Here is a 19,055-nt window from a genome sequence, read left to right as displayed (position 1 = left end):
CCTGTGACGCGGATCACCCGTTTCCCCCACCCGAGTCGCGTAAGCCCCGGGCGCCCCACCCGTCTCACCGGTGTGGCCCCGAACGAACGGGTCCGCACGCACCGCCACCGGGAGGCACCCATGTCCGTCGTCGAGCAGGTCGTCCAGGCCCACCTCATCGTCAGCGCGCACCGCTCGGCCCCGCTCCGGGTCACCCTGCGCTACCGGGCCTGCGACCCGCTGGCCGTGCGGATGGGCTTCCCCGCCGAGTTCGCCCTGGACGGCGAGCCCGTCCCGGACGGCGTCCCGGAGATCACCTGGGTGTTCGCCCGGGAGCTGCTCGCGGGCGGGGTGGACCTGCCCTGCGGCCAGGGCGACGTGCACGTCCGCCCCTCCTCCCCCCGGCACACCCTGGTGGAGCTGCGCTCCCCCGAGGGCACCGCGCTGGTCCGCTTCCCCGCCCCGGAGCTGCGCCGCTTCCTGTGGCGCAGCCACGCCCTGGTGGCGGCCGGCCAGGAGCACCTCCACCTGGACGCCGACCGGGCGCTGGCCGAGCTGCTCCGGTGATCCGGCGGGGCCTCAGGAGGAGAGCTTGCGCATCAGGCGCACCCCCTGAGCGGGCGTCAGGTGCGGCAGGTACGCCTTGCCGATCGCCCGGCTGATGCTGGCCAGCGCCGCCGGGTCGGGGTACACCATGTACATCGGGCGGTACTCGGGCTGGAACTTCGCCTTGAAGGCCAGCAGCGAGCGGAAGCCGTACACCGGCTCCATCGACCGGCCCAGCCAGTCCATCAGCCGGTCCAGCGCCGTCGGCTGCCCGCCCCGCTCGACCCGGGCCAGCGGGGCGCCGGACAGGCTGAGCCACTCGGCGCCCTCCTCCTTGAAGCCCAGCGCGGCCGAGGCGATCAGGAACTCCATCACGCCCCGGAAGCCCTCCGAGCGGCGGCGCATGAAGTCCAGCGTCCAGCCGACCGGCACGCCGTCCCGGTACACCGGCATCCAGCTGGTGAGCCCGTGCACGGTGCGGTCCCCGTCCACCGCGACCAGGATCCGCACCGCCGGGTCGGCCAGCTCGTCCAGCCCGCCGAGGGTGAAGCCCATCTCGGGCAGGCCCTTGTCCGAGACCCACTCCTCGGAGATCGAGCGGATCTGGTCCTTCACCGCGATCGGGGCGTCCGCCCAGCTCCACCACTCGGCGGTGATGCCCTGTTTGGCGGCCTTGTTCAGCGAGGTCCTGATGTCCTGCCACTTCTTGCCGGTGAAGGCCAGGTCGGGCAGCGGCACCACGGTGTCCTCGGCCACCTGGAGCGAGCGCCAGCCGAGCCGCTCGGCCTCCTGCTGGACCTGCGGGGTGACGCTGTAGAAGCACGGGGTCCAGCCGCGCTCGTCGCAGTACCGGGCGAATCCGGCCACCGCCCGCTCCCGGGCCGCCGGCTCCCCGAACGGGTCGCCCGTGGTCAGCGCCACGGTGGCCAGCACCCGGTACGCCACCGCCGCCTCGCCCCGCTCGTCGAACCAGTAGTGGTTGCCGTCCCAGGTGGTGATGAAGGACAGCGTCGAACCGCCGTACCCGGTCAGCAGCTCCCGGGCCCGGGCCGCGTCCTCGGCGTCCACGTGCACCACCGGGCGGCGGAAGGCCAGCAGCAGCGCCGTCAGCGCCACCGCCCAGAACAGCACCCCGCACCAGATCTGGGTGGCCTGCGCCGTCCCGCCCGCCGCGATCGGGTAGTCCGGCACCAGCGCGTTGTAGGCCGGCGGCAGCAGCTCCGAGGGCAGGCCGGCCACCAGCTGCCCGAAGGTGGCGTCCGGCTCGTACTGGTCCCGCACCAGCCAGCCGATCCCGACGTACGCACCGCAGCTGAGCAGCAGCGTCGCGCCGACCACCGCCCCCAGCCGGCGCACCACCCGGCCCGGCAGCAGCTGGTCGAAGCGCTGACGGGTGATCAGCAGCAGTACCAGGACCAGCACCGGGAGCAGCATCGCCTCGCCCATCAGCTGGATCAGGAAGCCCGCGCCGCCGGTCCGCGCGAACTCGTCGTAGTTGTCCACCAGCAGCCAGACCAGCAGGCCGGCCCAGGCCAGCTCGGTCACCACCGTCAGCCACCAGGCCAGCCGCAGTCCCCGGCGCAGCCCCTCCGCCAGCACCAGCAGCAGGGCCGGGACCAGGGCCGCCATCAGGCGCCCGGGCGAGTCGAAGAACCGCAGCGTGGAGTGCGCGGCGGCGCAGGCCCGGGCCGACTCGTCACAGGCGTCGGCCACCTCCTCGGCCGAGGGCACGTGCGAGAAGTAGAGCTCGCTCATGGTGTTGAACGGCCCGATCGCGTCCTTGTACAGCGAGGCCACCAGCGGGCCGACCGCGGTGGCCACCAGGCAGAGCGCGACCAGGACCCGGGCCTCGGTGTGCGAGACCCCGCGCGGGCGGGCCGGGCCCCGGTGGAACAGCAGCGCCCCCAGCAGCAGACCGACCAGCACCGCCGCCACCCGGCGCACGCCCTCCAGGTGCCCGATGTAGAGCATGGTGACCACCGGCATCAGCACCACCAGCAGCCGCAGCCGGCGCCGCCAGAGCGCGGTCAGCCGGTAGCTGAGCACCGCCGCCAGGCCGAGCAGCCCGGGCGCCGGGCCGACCGCGATCTGGTCCTGGACCGCCTGCGTCCAGTTCAGGTCCGCCGCCACCCCGAGCCGCACCAGGGCCACCCCGAGCAGCGAGCCCAGCACCTGGCAGACCGTCAGCGCCAGTGCGCTGCGCGCCGCGCCGAGGCGCTGCTCCGCGACCGGGCCGACCAGCAGCAGGACGAGGGTGGTCACCACGTACGCGCCGATGCCCGGCATCCACAGCAGCGAGCTCAGCGGGGTCCACCAGCGCCCGGCCTCCAGGGTCGGCAGGCCGACCCCGACCCGCTCCAGCAGCGGCTGGTCCGGCCCGGCGCCGAGGCTGCCGGTGGCCGCACCGACCACCCACAGCGCGATGAACAGCACCAGGGTCAGCGGGGCGGTGCGCACCCGGGCCGCCAGCACGGCCGCCATCCGCAGCCGGCGGTGCCGCTCGGGGGCCGGGGTGGTGGGCGCCCCGGCGGCGGGCGGGGGATCGGTGGTCGCATCGGTCATCGGATCAGTCCCGTCGTCCGGGCCAGCCAGGTCAGGTTGTCGCCGAGCCCGGCTCGGAAGGTGTTCCAGTCGTGGCCGCCCGGGACGGTCTGGAAGTGCGCCCGCATCCCGGCCGCGACCGCCGCCTGGTACACCACCTTCTGCTGCGGCCCGTACTCCCCGTCGCCCTCGCCGACCACGAAGGCGGCGTCGGTGTCGGGGAAGCGCTGACGGGCCATCACGTGCAGCGGGTCGACCGCGTCGAAGGCCGCCTCGTCACCGCCGAAGGCCTCCTCCACGGTCTTGTCGTGGCTGCCCAGGGTCGGCTCCTGCTGGCCCGAGATGTCCAGGAAGGAGCCGTAGACCTGGGGTGCGTTGACCGCCAGCTGGAGCGCGCAGGTGCCGCCCAGCGAGAGCCCGCCGATCGAGGTGGCGGTGCGGCCGGTGGCGGTCTGCAGGTGCGCGTGGATCCAGTCCGGGACGTCCTCGGCGAGGTAGGTCTGGGACTGGGCGATCCGGGAGTTCATGCAGAGCGTGTTGGCCCACTGGGAGCCGATCTGGTCCACCACCACCACGATCGGGGCCAGACCCTGGTGCGCGGCGGCGAAGGTGTCCATCTGCTCGGGCAGCTGACCGGAGTTCACCCAGTCCCCCGGCGAACCGGGCTGACCGGCCATCAGCACCAGCACCGGCAGCAGCGGCCGCGGGTCGGCCTGGTAGGCGGGCGGCAGGTAGACGTACGCGTCCCGGCCCTTGAAGCCGGACTTGGTGCCGGGCACCGGCGCGGTGGAGACGGTGCCCTTGGCCGGCAGCCCGGCCGGGGCGTGCCAGACCTCGGAGAGCACCTTGCCCGGTGGCACCTGCACGGTCCGGACCCTGCCGGTGGTCAGTGCGTCGGTCTTGCCGATCCACGGCGCCAGCAGCACCCGCAGGGTCGGGTACTGGTCGAACTCCCGGTTGATCTGCGAGGAGGACATCAGCACCACCAGGGCCGCGGCCAGCGCGGCCACCGCCCGTCCGCGCCAGCGCAACGGCGGCATCCGGAACAGGGCCAGGCAGACGCCCAGGATCCCCACCCCGGTCCAGACCAGCGTCGGCCGCGGCAGGCCGTCCGGCAGCGGCTGCCACCAGTCGTCCACCACGTACTTCAGCAGCACCGTCAGGGCGGCGGCGGTCACCACCGCGCACGGGAAGCGCCGGGTCCACCAGCCGCGGCCCCGCGACACCGCCAGTCCGAGCAGCGCGGCGCACCCCGCCACCAGCACCAGGTAGGGGATCACCCCCGTGGTCAGGCTCCAGTCCAGCGGGTTCCAGGCCGCGATCGTCATGCCGCTCTTCTCCTCCGTCCTTCCGTCCCTCGGTGGCCCGCCGGCTGACGCGCGGTCAGGCGGCGGCTCCGCGCGCGCTGCGCACCAGGTGGGCGAAGACCACCACGTTGGCCTCCCAGCCGCGGGCCGCCGAGTAGTCGCCCCCGCAGGTGATCAGGCGCAGCTGGGAGTCCCTGCCCTGGCCGTACACCCGGGTGTCCGGGAAGTCCCGCTTCGCGAAGCTCTCCACCGCGTCCACCACGAACCAGCCGGTGCCGCGGTCCTCGCCGTCCACCGCGACCTGGTCGCCCTTGTGCAACGAGCCGAGCCGGTAGAAGACCGCCGGGCCCTCCGCAGTGTCGACGTGCCCGGCCACGATGGCGGTTCCGCGCTGACCTGGGGTGATTCCCTCGCGGTACCAGCCCGCGAGGTTCCGTTCCTTCTCCGCCGGGGGCTCCAGCCTTCCGCCGCCGTCCAGTCCCAGCCCGGTCACCGGGGCGTCCACGCCGATCGCCGGGATCCTGATCCGGGTCGGCACCGCGCGCTCCCTCGGCGGCACCAGCAGCGCGGCCGAGGTCGCCCCGTCCATCGCCTGCGCCGCCCCCGGAGCCGGCGGCAGCACGATCCCCCCGCCGCCCAGCAGCCACGCCCCCACCACCAGCGCACCCCCGGCCGCCACCGCCCCGGGCCACGGTCCCGACACCAGCTGGCGCGCCACCCGCACTCCCTCGCTCCGCCCGACTCACGACCCCGCCAGTCAACCGGCCATCCGCCCCGCCCACCCGCTGTGAGCTACTGAACGGGTGACCACGCGACGCTCCGCAGGGGGCTGCGCCTCCCAGGGGCGCAGGTGGTTGCGCCCCGCAGGGGCGCGAGGAACTGCGCGCAGGGGAACGGCAGCACCTGCAACTGGCTGACGGTGATTCAGTTGCAGGTGAGCCGCCTTCCGACCCGCGCAGTTCCTCGCGCCCCCGGCATCACCACGTACGTTCCGCGCGCCCCGGGGTCACGTTCCGCGCGCCTCTGGCGTCACGTTCTGCCGCGTCCACCGGCCCGGGCGCCCCGGAGGCGACGGCGGGTCAGCAGGCCCTCCCCGGCCAGGCCGGCGGCCAGGATCGCGGGGAGTTCGGAGGACTTCTCGTACAGCAGGAAGCGCGCCCGCCGGGCGGGCCGGAAGCGCGCGGCGGCCCGGTGCCGCTCGTCCAGGCGCCACCAGCGGCCGAGCAGGCGGAGCACCGCCAACCGGGCCCCCGGGGCCATGGTGAAGTTCAGCGAGAGCCGCCGCAGGCCGAACTCACCGGCCCGCAGCAGCACTTCGGTGAGCAGGTGGGAGACCAGCCCGTCGTCCGACTCGCGGTCGCGGCGGATCAGGTCCAGCGCCAGCCCGTCCGTGCCCCAGGGCACCAGGCTGACCAGCGCGCAGACCCGCCCCCGCTCGTCCAGCGCCTGGGCCAGCAGGCAGTCCCCGTCCGCCGGGTCGCCGAACCGCCCGAGGGTCAGCACGAAGTCCCGGACGTCCCGGCCGTGCCGCCAGGCGTCGGCCAGCCGCACCAGTTCGGCCACCTCCTCCTCGGGGACGTCCCGGTGACGCCGGATCACCGCCCGGTACCCGGCGGCGGTGACCCGGGCCCGGACCGCCCGCAGCTCGGGCCCGGGCGCGAAGCCGGCCGCCGTGACCACGCCCTCGTCGCCGTACTCCAGGGCCCGCAGCCCCTCCGCCCGGTACGCCTCGCTCCCCCGCCCGCCCGGCCCGATCACGGCGGGCACCCAGCCGGCCTCCCGGACCCGTTCACGCCAGGCCGACACCGCCCCGCCCCAGGCCCCGGGGTCGCCGACCGGATCCCCGGCGGCGAAGGAGACCCCGTTGAGCACCCGGTGGACCACCGCGGCCCGCCCGTCCGGCGCCCAGCAGACGGCGCGGTCCCGACGGAGCGCCAGGTAGCCGAGCGGGTCCCGCTCCCCGTACCGGGCCAGCAGGGCGCGCAGCCGCTCCTCGTCCGGCGGCTCCAGCCGCTCGGTGCCGCGCGGGGAGCGGAACAGCATCCGCACCGCGAACAGCAGCACACCGGCGCCGAGCACGTTGAGCAGCAGGTCCAGCCAGCCGGGCACGGTCAGGTCGGTGTACTCGACCAGCCCGGCCATGGTGACCAGCCGCAGCGCGACGTACTGGGCGCAGTCGCCCCAGCCGGGGTGCTCGCCCTCGTCCGCCAGTCGCAGCAGCACCGTGCCCAGGCCCGTCATCAGGGCGCCGCCGCCGAGCAGCACGGTGAGCCCGGCGGCCAGGTTGCCCCGTTCGCCCCGGGCCCGGAAGGCCGGGCGGGCGGCCAGCAGGGCGAGCAGCAGGGCGGTGGTGAGACCGGCCGAGACCCAGTTGAAGGGGTGGGCGCGGTCCTCCGGCAGCGCGGCCAGGGCCAGCGCGCAGAGGGCCGCGTACCCGGCCACCACCACGGTGGTGACCAGCCAGGCGGCCCGCTTGCGGCGGCGGACCATCACCGCGAGCAGGCCGGCGAAGAGCGCGGCGGTGAAGCCGGCGGTCAGCAGCACCGGGGTGAAGTACTCACCGCTGTTGGCCCGCTGGACCCGGTCCCGGAACGGGGCGATCAGGCCGGCCACCAGGTTCAGCAGGGTGGCCACCCGCAGGTACCACTCGACGGCGGTCGCGCAGCGCCGCCGCCAGCGGGGCAGCGGCCGGGACACCGGCTCACGGGCCGTCACCTCCGCTGCGGGGGACGGCGGTCCGGGGGCGGGCGCGGGCACAGCTGCGACCTCCGCCGCCGCCGGGCTGGGGTCCGGGGCGCCCGCCAGCACGTCGTAGAAGGAGGTCTTGGCCGCCACCACCCGGCGGTGGAAGCGCTCCTCCCGCCGCTCCGCCCGGGCCAGCCGCCGCGGCCTGGCGTGGTAGCGCCAGCGTGCCCACGGGCTGGCCGGGCGGGCCAGCCGGAGCATCCCGACCACCGCCAGCGGCGGCACCATCACCCCGATCAGGCCGGTCCAGATCTTCCCCTTGAACAGGCAGACCAGCACCGGCACCAGCAGCAGCCCGGCCACCCCGACCTGACCGACGGTCAGCTTCCCGGAGAAGCCGCCGAGCGGCAGCTCGCCGAGCAGCAGCAGCCCGATCAGCGAGACCACCAGGATCACCGCGTCCACCGAGGCCCGGCCCTGCTCGCTCCAGTACACGTCCTGGAGGTGGAGGACCAGCGCGAACTCGTCGAGCACCAGTCCGCAGCCGATCCCGAAGCCGACCGCGAGCACGTTCCACAGCTGACCGCCGTCGCCGCGGACCGCGAAGGCGCCGACCCCGCAGACCACCATCAGGCCCTGGCCGAAGACCACGTGGTGGATGTGCAGGCCGCCGGGCGTGACGTTGCCGGGCCACCAGCTGGTGCCCCGGCGGATCATGCGGACGCTGAACCGGATGAACAGGAACGAGCCGATCAGACCGAGCAGCAGCAGGAAGAGCGGCTCCCGGCCGGTGTCGACGATCCGCTCCCGGTAGGCGTCGAGCAGCGACTGCCACATCGGCTGCTGCTCCTCCCTCCGGCCGGGCGGGTCACCCCCATCTGACGGCCGGGCAGCGGGGCGCGCCACCCGGGTACTCCGCGCGGGTGAGCACGCTGTGCACGCCCGCAGGATCACCCGCAGCGCCCGCCCCGCCTTCCCCGTTTCGCGCCGGTCCGCATGGGAAGCTTTGGCCCGATCACCGACATCCATGCACTTATCGGACAAACAGCCCACGCTGCTCCTGCTCCGACGAGCCACCGGAACGGACGTGCCCATGGACGCAATCTCCCGCCGCAGCCTGCTGGCCGCCGGAGCAGCCACCGCCGCCACCCTGGCGGCCGGCTGCGGCAGCGGCATCACCAACGAGGGCGAACAGGCCGCCCCACCCGCCAACGCGCCCGCCGGCCCCGGCGAACAGGCCGCCCCCGCCAAACCCCCCGCCGTCTCGATCGGCGACGGCTCCACCTCGGACACCGGCCCCCAGCCCAACCAGCCCACCCCCGAGAAGCTCAAGCCCGGCGAGCGCCCCCCGCAGTTCGTGGTCTTCTCCTGGGACGGCGCCGGCGAGCTGGACAACCGCCTCTTCACCCGCTTCCGTGCCCTCGCCAAGGAGCACAAGGCCTCGATGACCTTCTTCCTCTCCGGCATCTACCTGCTGCCCGAGGGCAAGAAGGACCTCTACCACCCGCCCCAGCACCGGGTCGGCGCCAGCGACATCGGCTACCTGTCGGACCAGCACATCCACGACACCATCGAGCAGTTGGGCGCCGCCTGGCTGGAGGGCCACGAGATCGGCACCCACTTCAACGGCCACTTCTGCGGCTCCAACGGCGGCGGCCGCTGGTCCCCCGAGGAGTGGGACAGCGAGATCCAGCAGGCGATGGACTTCGTGATGAACTGGAAGACCAACACCGGCTTCACCGACCTGCCCGCGCTGCCCTTCGACTACCGCAAGGAGCTGATCGGCGCCCGCACCCCCTGCCTGGAGGGCCAGCGCGGCCTGCTGCCCACCGCCGTCAAGCGGAACTGGAAGTACGACTCCAGCGGCCCCGGCGGCACCCAGGTCTGGCCGCAGAAGTTCCAGGGCGGCGCGCTGTGGGACATGCCGCTGCAGTCCGTCCCCTTCCCCGGGCACAGCTTCCAGGTGCTCTCGATGGACTACAACATCATGTACAACCAGTCCGGCAACAACACCAAGGGCAACCCGGGCTCGTACGACGCCTGGCGCACCCAGGCCACCGGCTCCCTGCTGGCCGGCTTCGAACGCGCCTACACCAGCAACCGGGCCCCGCTCTACATCGGCAACCACTTCGAGCAGTGGAACGGCGGCATCTACATGGACGCCGTCGAACAGACCATCAGGACCATCGCCGCCAAGCCCGAGGTCCGGATGGTGTCGTTCCGTCAGCTGGTGGAGTGGCTGGAGGTCCAGGACCCCGCCGTGCTGCGCAAGCTCCAGACCCTCACCCCCGGCCAGGCCCCCACCGGCGGCTGGGAGACCTTCCTCGGCACCCCCTAACGCGCCGTCAGCTCTCCGGCCGGCCGCGCCGCCCGGTCCTCAGCCGGTTGGTCCTCGGTCGGCCGGTCCGCGGTCGGCCGGACCCGGCCGGAGAGCAGGGCGCCGACCAGCGCCACGCCCGTCATCACCAGGAAGATCGCCGTGAACGGGGCCACCGGCACCGAGGCCGCCCCTTCCGCCGCCGCCAACGAACCGCCGCCCAGGCCCGCGAACAGGACTCCGGCCAGGCCGATCAGCAGCACGTTGCCCAGCGCGTCGCTGAGCTGGAGCGAGGAGGAGTTCACCCCGGCCTCCTCCGGCGCCGAGAGCTTCATCATCAGCACGCTGATGCTGGCCACCGCCAGCCCCATCCCGACCCCGCCGACCGCCCAGGCCGCGGCCGCCACCCAGACCGGCACCGCCGGTACGAGCACCAGCGCCGCCCCCGCGATCGACACCGCCGTCAGCAGGAACCCGGCCCGGATCATCGCCTCCCGGTGCGCCTGCGCCGCCGGCAGCCCCTGCAGGAAGGAGCCCAGCGCCCAGGAGAGCCCGCCGCTGGTCAGGGTCAGCCCGGCCATCGTCGGCGACAGCCCGCGCTGGGTCACCATCATCAGCGGGATGAAGGCCTCGGCGGCGAAGAACGCCCCCGCCGCGATCCCGCGCAGCAGGATCACCGTCGGCAGCCCCCGGGCCGCCCGCAGCGCCCCCGCCGGCAGCAGCCGCACCACCGCCGGCCCCAGCAGGGCCACGCCCGCCGCGGCAGGCAGCAGCCCGAGCAGGTCGAGCCGCTGGCCCGCGTACTGGAGCAGCCCCGCACCGAGCGCTGCCATCGCCGCCCGCAGCGTCCTGGCCCGGTCGAACTCCTTGGCCTCGGCGGGCGGTTGGGCCCGCTCGGAGCGCCGCAGCGCCGGGCCCATCACCGCCAGCGGCAACAGGATCAGCACCGGCACCGCCAGGAACACCCAGCGCCAGCCCAGGTGCTCGGTCACCGCCCCCGAGACCACCGGCCCGACGATCGAGGGCAGCACCCAGGCCGCCGAGAAGGCCGCGAACACCGACGGCCGCAGCCGCTCCGGGAACGCCCGCCCCACCACCACGTAGAGCGCCACGATCACCAGCCCGCCGCCGAGCCCCTGCACCGCCCGGCCCGCCACGAACATCCACATGTTCACGGCCGCCCCGGCCAGCACCAGCCCCGCCCCGAACACCGCGATCCCCGCGAACAGCGGCCCGATCGGCCCCCGCCGGTCCGCCCACTGCCCGGATATCACCAGCGCGAACAGCGTCGAGGTGAAGTACCCCGAGAACGCGAAGGCGTACAGCCCCAGCCCGTGCAGGTGCTCCGCCGCCACCGGCATCGCGGTGTTCACCGCCGTCGCCTCGAAGGCCAGCAGCAGCACCACCGAGACGATCCCCAGCGTCAACGCCCGGTACGGGCCACTGAGCACACCGCCCTCTCCCTCGGAGGGCGGTTCGTGCACGGTCTGGGTGGCGCTGCCGGCTGCTGTGGTCATGCCCGACATCGTAAGTGCCGTCCGTCGAAATGACCCCTGACCTGCAGGCCCGTTCTCGCTACCCCGCAGGTCCTAGGCCCGGCCGGCCCTCCCGGTCGCGGTCAGTGCAGCACCTTCAGCCCCACCACACCGCCGAGGATCAGCACCAGACAGGTCACCCGGGCCGCCGTCACCGCGTCCCCCATCACGGCCATCCCGTACAGCGCCGTCCCGATCGCCCCGATCCCGACCCAGACCGCGTAGCCCGTCCCCAACGGGATGCTCTTCATCGCGTACGCCAGCCCGCCCATGCTCAGCAGCAGGGCCACCCCGAACACCACGCTCGGCACCAGCCGGGAGAACCCCTTCGACGCCTCCAGGGCCACCGCCCACACCGTCTCCAGCACACCGGCAACGATCAACACGACCCAAGCCATGACGGGCACTCCTCGCAGTAGGTCTCGACTTCACTACTGCGCCGTCTTGTCGTTCCGGGTACGACGCGCCTCGTCCGGGGTGATCACTCACCTGCCCCGAGGCTAGCACGCGGCCGCGTTCCGACCCTCCGGGCCGCGACACACGGAATTCACGTTCGGGGATTGACGCGGGCTCGGTTTATCCGCCACCATGAATTCACACAGCGCCCCCGGGGATTCCGGGGCCGGACGACAGGAGCAGGCCATGAGCAGGAAGACGGTGGCGATCGCAGCGCCCCGCACCTGTGCCGCTCCCTGTTGTCGCTCCTGTCGCTGACCTCTCTCCCCCTTGCCGGCAGCCGTCGCTGACCTGCCGTCACCCCTTCTTGGCCGTGTGCCCGAGTGGTTGAGGGAACCGCCTGCAAAGCGGTGTACACGGGTTCGATTCCCGTCATGGCCTCCGAATGCCGAATTCACCCTCCCGATGCGGGAGGGTGAATTCGGCATGCCCTTTTCCGCGTTTCCGCTTTTCCGTGTTCCCGCGTACCGCATTTCCGGCAACCCCGAAAACGCCGGGGCCCGGCCGCAGGATCTCCCCTGCGGCCGGGCCCCGGTCGTCGTTCGGCGTACCGCCGGTCAGTCGATCACCGGCGGGTTGGCCTTCCCGCCGGTACGCCAGGTGTCCTCGTCCTCGACCAGGTAGTCCGGACGGTTGCCGTTCTTGTCCTTCTTCTTGCCGCCGGCAGCACCCATCCCGGGCATGCCACCCGCACCGGCCGCGCCACCGCGCCCCTGACCGCCCTGGCCGAGGCCCGAACCGCCCTGGGTGAACGAACGCCCACTGGCCCCGCCGGCCTTGGCACCGCCGACCGTCCCGCCCTCCTTGCGGACCAGACTCGGCTTGCCGCCACCGGCCTTGCCACCGGCGCCACCACCGGCACCGGCCCCCGGCATGCCACCCATCCCGGGCTGACCCGTACGGCCCGAACCAGCACCACCGGCCCCGGCACCCGCACCGGCCCCGGAACCGCCGCGGCCCGCACCACCGGCACCGGCCCCGGCGCCACCACGGCCCGCACCACCGGCGATCCCACGACCACCACCGGCACCACCGCCACCGACGCCACGGCCACCGCCGCCACCACCGATACCCGGCAGCCCCATCGGCGGCAGCCCACCGCCACCACCGCCGCCACCACCACCGAGCCCCGGCCCCGTCGGCACCGTCGGCACGTTGTGCCCCGGCGCCGGCAAGGTCGACACCGGCGGAACCACACTGTCCAGCCGCGGCCCACCCGGCAACGGGTGCACCGGCGTCGGCACACGACCATCCGGCACCCCGGGCCCGGTCGGGCCCGTCGGGAGGGTCGGCGAGTGCGGCCCGTCCGGCTTTGGCATGCCAGGCGTGCCGCCGGGCGGCGTCCAACCGGGCTTGTCGTTGCCGCCCGGGTTGTTCGGGGTGGGCGGGGCGATGTGCGGCTGCGGCTTCACCGGCGGAGGCGTGAGCTTCTCGCTCGGCTCCGACGGGAAGGGCTTGCGCGGGTCGTCGCGATCGTCGTAGGGCGGCGCGCCCAGGAAGGTGACCGCGTCCTGGTACTGAGGTGCCAGGTGCTCCATCACCACGATCGCGCGCTGATGGGCGATCTCGGTAGCCGACAGCTCGTCGTAGTTCTTGTTGACCGCAGCGGCACGGTCCATTCCGCCCGCAAGGTCTGCCTTGAACTGGGCGTCGGACCGCTGACCGAGGTCACCGACCAACTTGATGCCGCTCTCGAGGCGGCTGGGGACCTCGATGTCGCCCATGACGGACTTGCTCTGCTCCAGCACTTTGCCGGCAAAGTCCATCGCGGTGGAGGTACGGACGGCGTAGCTCGCGGTGTTGGTCAGACTCTGCTGGATACGGGTGGCGGCCTGGGTGAACCCCTCGGCCGCCTTCCCCTCCCAACTCTGCCGAGCGTGCTCCACAGCCTTCTGCAAGTCGTCGGCAGCGGCCCGGAGTTCGGCGTCGACGTTCTTCCAGTGGTCGGCGACCTCCTTGAGGCGTCCCGGATTGGAGCCGCTGAGCATCCTCTGGAGCGGGATCAGCGCGTGGCCCTCGAAGTACGAACGGCTTCCCATCTCAGACCACCTTCTGGGAGTCCATAACGGACTTCTGGTCGTACTCGGTGCCGCGGTAGTTGTCGTTCACCGTCTGGGTCTTGTCGCCGAACTCGTTGATCAGCGTGTTGAGGTCAGCGATCGTCTTCGCAAGGAAGTTCTGCATGCCGTCGTGCGCAGTGGCGAGCGCCTGGGCCTCCTTGAAACCCTCTCCACCGAAGTCGGTCGTTCCGACCACGGTGTTGTACTTGCTGCTGTTGGCGGTCTGGCCGAGGTTCTGTTGGAGCGCGCGCAGTCGCCTGACGACCGCCTCCAACTCATCGGTGTTGACCCGGTATCCGTTCGACATCCGGCTCCTCCCCCTGGAGTGTCTGCTTCCCCGTCTGACTGGTACGGGCGCTGCTGACGCCCGGCCGACCGGTTGTTGTCACGCGGTCAGGACGTTCGATCGTATCGCTTGCGCGGAGGCGTCTGACACACCCTCAGCGTCACTGGTTACCACCGGATCCATAAGGATTCTGGTACGGCGGCTGCTGCGGCGGCTGGTTGCCGTACTGGGGGTACCCAGGGGGCGGAGGCTGCTGGCCGTAAGGCTGGTTCGGATACGGCTGTTGAGCCTGCGGCGGGCCGTAGGGCGGCTGGCTGGGCTGCGGGGTGAACTGCGGCGTGGCCACGGTCCGGCGGCGCTTGACGAGCAGCACCATCACCAGGACGAAGACCAGCAGCAGACCGAGGAGTACGGCACCGCCGATGGCCACGCCCTTGCCCAGGAAGGAGAAACCCTCCGATTCCTTCACCTCGGGCGCCGCATCCCCGGTACCGGTTCCACCGAGCGTCCCTGCCCCTGCGGTCGGAGCTGCCGTGCCTGGCCTACTGCCCGTACCAGTGGATGCCTTGGCCGCGAGCGGCCCCTGGGCCGGGCCGGCGGGGATGTCCTGGGTCAGCGCCTCATAGGGGCGGATGAGGCCATAGCCGTACCGCTGGTCGGGAACAGTCACCCCGGCGGGCGCCTTCGCCGACTTCACCAGGCGGTTGGCGATCTGCCCCGCCGTCAGATTCGGGAACTTCGCGCGCAGTAGTGCGGCCGTTCCGGAGACGTACGCGGTCGCGGAGGATGTACCACCCCCCATGCAGTACTTACCACCTGAGCAGTCACCCGCCGACACGATCTCATCGCCCGGAGCCACAACCAGGACCTCCGGCCCGTAGTTGGACTTCGCCCAGATCTTGCCGTTCTTGCCAGTGCCGCCCACTGCCATGACGCCAGGGGTCCTTGCGGGGCTCTCGACCGGCGTCACCCCACTGTTGCCGGAGGCAGCGACGATCAGCACGTCCTTCGACAGGGCGTAGTCGACGGCCTCCTGCTCGGGGGCCGAGGTCGGAGTCGCGCCGCCCTGCGAGATGTTGATGACCTTCGCACCGTGATCGACTGCCCAGCGGATACCCTCTGGAACGCCGTTCAGGTTATCCGCGGTGTTCTTGAAGATCGGGAGGATCTTGGCTCCAGGAGCAACCCCGAGCATGCCCTCCCCGTTGCCGTGGCCCTTCGCAGCGATGATCGCGGCCATCGAGGTGCCGTGACCGTCACCGGTCGGAACGATCTCCCGCCCCTTGCCACCCGGATCGAACCCAGGCAGCACCTGACCGACGAGGTCCGGGTGGTTGGGGTCAAGGCCGGAGTCGATGACCGCGACGATGACGCCGTCCCCCTTGGTGACGGACCACGCCTTCTGGAGGTCGAGCTGCTGGATCGGCCACTGTGCGTCCCGCACTTGGTCGGCCGAAGCGAGTGGGGCTGTCGTCACCAGCAGACCGGCCGTCACAGTCGCGGCACCGAGTGTTCGCCAAGTCCTATCGAGCGTCATCCCTACCCCGCACCCCGTCAGTTGGACACCACCACCGCACCGTCAGGGCACGGACCGCTCGATCGTATCGCCCGGCCGACCGACCTGGGCAGGCCCCCACGCAGCTGCACAGCTTCCGCACGAACGGCAACAGCAGCCGGTCAGGACGCCGCCGGAATCTTGTCGAAGACCATCTGCGTCACGCTCCGGGCGACTCCGCAGAGGTCCGGGTTGGGGCCATTGGCGCCCTTGGAGTAGTCGACGATCACGACCCGCACCGCGTTGTCGCCGAACTCGTTGATGCTGTTCAACTGCACGACGACGTAGCACTGGTTACGCCCGTCCTTGTCCTTGCCCACCTTCTGGGAAGCCCGGTTGCCACCGATACGGAGCTTGGTACCGTCGCCGCCCTGGTCCTGGATGCCCTGCTCGTAGCGGATCGCCACGATGTCCACCGCGAGCTGGGTCTTCTTCGTGGAGACCACGCAGTAGCTGCCGCCGCCTTCCAGCGTGCCCTCCATCTCGTCGTTCGTAGCACGGCTGATGTCCGAGGCGTTGAAGAGGGTGCAGATCTCCACCGTCCTGGTCTTCTTCTGCTGGGTCACCGGCGGGCCGTTCCCCGGGTCGGGCGTCTCGTCCACCACCGGCGGCTTCACGGCCACCTCGGAGGAGGCCGATTCCTTCCCGTTCAGCATCGAACAGCCCGTCAGGGCCAGCGACAGGGCGGCAACAGCCGCGAGGGCGGCGGTGGGTCGGCGCATGGGTTCGGTCCTCGTTCCGTTCGGTCCGGCGGGCGCGGGGCGCGCGCGAACCACGGAGCCCCCCGGCCGGTACTGACTGACTGTCTACGGGACGTCACCCTAGCGGGCGCGGTTGCGTCAGGCGGTGATGGCGTCCTCGGGGAGGATGGGGAGGCGGGCGACGGGGAGGCCGGTGGCGGCGCGGACGGCTGCGGCGACGGCGGCGGGGGCGGCGACGGCGGGGACGGCGCTGATGGCCTTGGCGCCGAAGGTGGCGACCACGTCGCGCTCCTCGAGGAGGGCGGCGATGCGGACCTCGGGGGTGTCGAGGGCGGTGGGGAGGCGGTAGCCGGTGAGGGAGGGGTTGAGGAGGCGGCCGCCCTCGGTGCGCAGGTCCTCCAGCAGGGCCAGGCCGACGCCCTGGGCGACGCCCGCCTCGATGCGCTCCTCGATCTGACGCGGGTTCAGGGCCCGGCCGACGTCCTGGGCGACGGTCACGTCGACCACCCGCACCGCGCCGAGCTCGATGTCCACGTCCACGACGGCCCGCATCGCGCAGAAGGCGATGGAGACGAAGGCGTCGCCCTGCCCGTTCTCGTCCAGCGGCTCGGTGGGGTGCGGGCGGCACTGGGCGGTGGCCCAGAGCTCCTTGCCCTCCAGGGCTTCGGTGACCGGCATGCCGAGCACGCCGTCGTAGGAGGAGATCTTGCCGTCGGCGATGGTGAGGAGCTCCACCGACATGCCGAAGTTGGCGGCGATCGGCTGGAGCAGCTGGTGACGGACCATCACCGCGGCCCGCTCCACCGCACCGCCGCTGACCCAGGTGTGCCGCCCGCGCGCCGACGGGCCGGCCACCGACTGGTCGCTGTCGACCGGCGCGATGTAGACCTCGGAAACGCCGAGCACCGACTGGACGATCTGCCGGGCGAGGGTGGCGAAGCCCTGGCCGACGTCGACGGCGGCGCAGATGACGGTGGCGTGGTCGCCGCTGACCCGGACCGTGGCGGTGGAGACCTCGTCCTCGCCCTCGGCGCCGAGCATGTGGACCATGCCGAGGGCGTAGCCGATGCCGCGCCGGACGGCGGCCGGGTCGCCGGCGCCGCCCGGGCCGCCGGGGAGCAGCCACTCGCTGTCGGGGTCGTCGACCGGCAGTGCGGGCAGCGGGGCGGTGGAGACGGCGTCGAGCAGGGCGGCCACCGGGGCGGGGCAGGTGACGGCCTGTCCGGTGGGCAGCGGGTCGCCGGTGGTCATCGCGTTGCGCCGCCGGATCTCCACGGGGTCGACGCCGACGAGGGCCGCGAGCCGGTCGAGCTGGGACTCGTAGGCGAAGCAGGTCTGCAGGGCGCCCTCGCCGCGCATCCGGCCCGCGGGCGGGTTGTTGGTGCGCACGGCCCAGGCGTCGACGAAGACGTTGGGGCAGGTGTAGGGGCCGACCGAGAAGGCGGTGGCGGCGGCCAGCGCCTCGGCCGAGACCTCGGCGTAGGCGCCGCCGTCCAGCAGGATCTGCGCCTCGACCTTGACCAACCGGCCCTCGGCGTCGGCGTGGTGGCGGTAGCGCAGCAGGGCGGGGTGCCGGCTGGTGTGGCTGTGGAAGGACTCCTCGCGGGTGAGGGTCATCTTCACCGGGCGGCCGGTGCGCAGCGCGAGCAGGGCCAGCACGACCTGGAAGGAGAGGTCCTCGCGGTCGGCGGTGGCGCCGGGCACGCCGGTGGCGACCAGGCGGACCCGGTCGGGCTCCAGGCCGAGGCAGGCGGCGGTGCGGTCGCGGTCGCCGTGCGGGTCGGTGGAGGAGAGGTGGAGTTCGACGCCGCCGTCGGGGCGGGGCACGGCCAGGCCTGCCTCGGCGCCGATCGGGGCCGGGTCCTGGCGGCCGACCTGGTAGAGGCCCTCGACCACGACCTCGCCGACCGCCTCCGGGTCGCCGGTGCGCAGCGGGAGGTGGCGGAACAGGTTGCCGTCGGGGTGCAGCGGCGGGCAGGTGAAGGACTGCTCGGGGTCGGTGACGGGCTCCAGGAGCTCGTACTCGACCACGATCGAGGCGGCGGCCAGCCGGGCGGTGTCGGGGTGGTCGGCGGCGACGGCGGCCACGGGTTCGCCGTGGTGGCGGACCAGGCCGTCGGCGAGCACCGGGCGGTCGGCGACGCCCCGGCGGTCGGTCAGGCCCTCGACGGCGGCGGCCGGCAGGTCGGCGGCGGTCACCACGGCGTGCACGCCGGGGACGGCCAGGGCGGCGCTGGTGTCGACCGAGACGATCCGGGCGTGCGGGTGCGGCGAGCGCAGCACGGCGCCCCAGAGCAGGCCCTCGGCCCAGAGGTCGGAGGCGTAGGGGTAGATGCCGAGCGCCTTGGGCAGCGCGTCGCTGCGCCGGGCGGAGGTGCCGAGGCCGAACGGCTCCGCGCCGTCGGGGAGTTCGGCCTCCGCGGCGGTGGGCGCCGCCGGGGCGGTGAGGTCGGTGGGCGAGCTCATGCGCGATCGTCCTCGGGGTGCCGGATGCCGTGCGGCGGGGTGCTGCCGTCGTGGGCCTGGGCCTGGGCGGCGGCCGGGTCGTAACCGGTCTGGTAGCCGCCCTCGAAGGCCTGGTAGGTCTGCTCGTAACCGCCCTCGTAGACCGTGCCGTGATCGAGGCCGTGGTCCGGGCCCGGGCCGAAGCCCGGGGCGGGCGCCGGGCCCGGGGCGTAGCCGGGGTCGTACGCGGTGCCGTGCGCCGGGGTCGGCACGTACGGGGTGCCGTGCGCGGGGGTGCCGGTGGCGGCCGGGCCGTCGTAGGCGGTGCCGTGCGCGGGGGTGGCCTCGCCCTGCACCGGCTCGTAGACGGCGTCGTGGCCCGGGTCGTACGGGGCCGGGTCGAAGCCGGCTCCGTAGGAGGCGCCGGCCGGGAAGCCCGGCTCGTAGACGCCGGTCTGATGGGTGGTCAGGCCGTACTCGGTGAGGGCCGGCTCGGCCTCGACCCAGGCGTCGGAGTCGGCGTAGAGCGGGAGTTCACCGACCGGGGGCAGGTCCGCGACGGCCGCGGCCACCGCGGCGGCGCCGCCCTCGGCAGCAGCCCCGGCGACGTCGGCGGTCCCGGCGTCGGCGGTCCCGGCAGCG

Annotated in this window: 13 protein-coding genes, 1 tRNA gene and 1 riboswitch; of the genes, 3 read left to right on the top strand and 11 right to left on the bottom strand. The window is 73.2% G+C overall.

Annotation, left to right across the window (positions count from 1 at the left end; translation table 11 throughout):
• The first annotated feature begins 120 nt into the window (after positions 1-120).
• Positions 121-546 carry an SsgA family sporulation/cell division regulator gene (locus ACWCYY_RS24775; RefSeq protein ID WP_449797285.1) on the top strand — a complete coding sequence of 142 codons (426 nt, stop codon included), beginning with the start codon at positions 121-123 and terminating at the stop codon, positions 544-546.
• Between the two features lie 12 nt (positions 547-558).
• Here ACWCYY_RS24775 and ACWCYY_RS24770 read toward each other — a convergent pair whose 3' ends face one another.
• The 4 genes from ACWCYY_RS24770 to ACWCYY_RS24755 form a co-directional block, all read right to left on the bottom strand.
• On the bottom strand, positions 559-3,087 hold the full coding sequence (locus ACWCYY_RS24770; RefSeq protein WP_449797284.1) for a bifunctional lysylphosphatidylglycerol flippase/synthetase MprF: 2,529 nt from the start codon (positions 3,085-3,087) through the stop codon (positions 559-561).
• Positions 3,084-4,394 (bottom strand): alpha/beta hydrolase, encoded by a 1,311-nt coding sequence (locus tag ACWCYY_RS24765; protein ID WP_449797283.1) that lies wholly within the window; start codon positions 4,392-4,394, stop codon positions 3,084-3,086. The genes ACWCYY_RS24770 and ACWCYY_RS24765 overlap by 4 nt, the downstream gene beginning before the upstream one ends.
• A 55-nt stretch (positions 4,395-4,449) precedes the next feature.
• A complete protein-coding gene (locus tag ACWCYY_RS24760; RefSeq protein WP_345290392.1) occupies positions 4,450-5,091 on the bottom strand; it encodes a class F sortase in 642 nt (213 codons plus the stop codon).
• 311 nt (positions 5,092-5,402) lie between these two features.
• Positions 5,403-7,895, bottom strand: a complete 2,493-nt coding sequence (locus tag ACWCYY_RS24755; protein ID WP_449797282.1) for a phosphatidylglycerol lysyltransferase domain-containing protein — start codon at positions 7,893-7,895, stop codon at positions 5,403-5,405.
• Between the two features lie 256 nt (positions 7,896-8,151).
• On the opposite strand from ACWCYY_RS24755, the gene ACWCYY_RS24750 reads away from it, so the two are divergent.
• Positions 8,152-9,396 (top strand): polysaccharide deacetylase family protein, encoded by a 1,245-nt coding sequence (locus tag ACWCYY_RS24750; protein ID WP_345290390.1) that lies wholly within the window; start codon positions 8,152-8,154, stop codon positions 9,394-9,396.
• Here the strand turns inward: ACWCYY_RS24750 and ACWCYY_RS24745 are convergent.
• Together ACWCYY_RS24745 and ACWCYY_RS24740 are read right to left on the bottom strand one after the other, a co-directional pair.
• Complete coding sequence (locus ACWCYY_RS24745) at positions 9,393-10,892, bottom strand: MFS transporter (RefSeq protein ID WP_449797281.1); 1,500 nt, start codon at positions 10,890-10,892, stop codon at positions 9,393-9,395. The two genes, ACWCYY_RS24750 and ACWCYY_RS24745, sit on opposite strands and share 4 nt — an antisense overlap.
• Positions 10,893-10,993: 101 nt before the next feature.
• Positions 10,994-11,308 (bottom strand): DMT family transporter, encoded by a 315-nt coding sequence (locus tag ACWCYY_RS24740; RefSeq protein ID WP_345290388.1) that lies wholly within the window; start codon positions 11,306-11,308, stop codon positions 10,994-10,996.
• 35 nt (positions 11,309-11,343) lie between these two features.
• Positions 11,344-11,405: riboswitch (guanidine-III (ykkC-III) riboswitch) on the bottom strand.
• Positions 11,406-11,675: 270 nt separating this feature from the next.
• Here ACWCYY_RS24740 and ACWCYY_RS24735 point away from each other — a divergent pair.
• Positions 11,676-11,747: transfer RNA gene (locus ACWCYY_RS24735), tRNA-Cys, on the top strand.
• Between the two features lie 176 nt (positions 11,748-11,923).
• Here ACWCYY_RS24735 and ACWCYY_RS24730 read toward each other — a convergent pair.
• The 5 genes from ACWCYY_RS24730 to ACWCYY_RS24710 all read right to left on the bottom strand — a co-directional run bounded on the left by ACWCYY_RS24730 (position 11,924) and on the right by ACWCYY_RS24710 (position 18,434).
• Positions 11,924-13,405, bottom strand: a complete 1,482-nt coding sequence (locus ACWCYY_RS24730; RefSeq protein ID WP_449797280.1) for a PPE domain-containing protein — start codon at positions 13,403-13,405, stop codon at positions 11,924-11,926.
• A gap of 1 nt (position 13,406) precedes the next feature.
• A complete protein-coding gene (locus ACWCYY_RS24725) occupies positions 13,407-13,733 on the bottom strand; it encodes a hypothetical protein (RefSeq protein ID WP_449797279.1) in 327 nt (108 codons plus the stop codon).
• 139 nt (positions 13,734-13,872) lie between these two features.
• Complete coding sequence (mycP, locus tag ACWCYY_RS24720) at positions 13,873-15,207, bottom strand: type VII secretion-associated serine protease mycosin (RefSeq protein WP_449797278.1); 1,335 nt, start codon at positions 15,205-15,207, stop codon at positions 13,873-13,875.
• Between the two features lie 182 nt (positions 15,208-15,389).
• Positions 15,390-15,989, bottom strand: a complete 600-nt coding sequence (locus ACWCYY_RS24715; RefSeq protein WP_449797277.1) for a DUF3558 family protein — start codon at positions 15,987-15,989, stop codon at positions 15,390-15,392.
• A 117-nt stretch (positions 15,990-16,106) separates the two neighbouring features.
• Positions 16,107-18,434: a xanthine dehydrogenase family protein molybdopterin-binding subunit gene (locus ACWCYY_RS24710; RefSeq protein WP_449797276.1), complete on the bottom strand. Its 2,328-nt coding sequence runs from the start codon at positions 18,432-18,434 to the stop codon at positions 16,107-16,109.
• Positions 18,435-19,055 lie beyond the last annotated feature (621 nt).

This window comes from Kitasatospora sp. NPDC001664, assembly GCF_053596675.1.
This window is presented reverse-complemented; position numbering and strand designations above follow the sequence as displayed.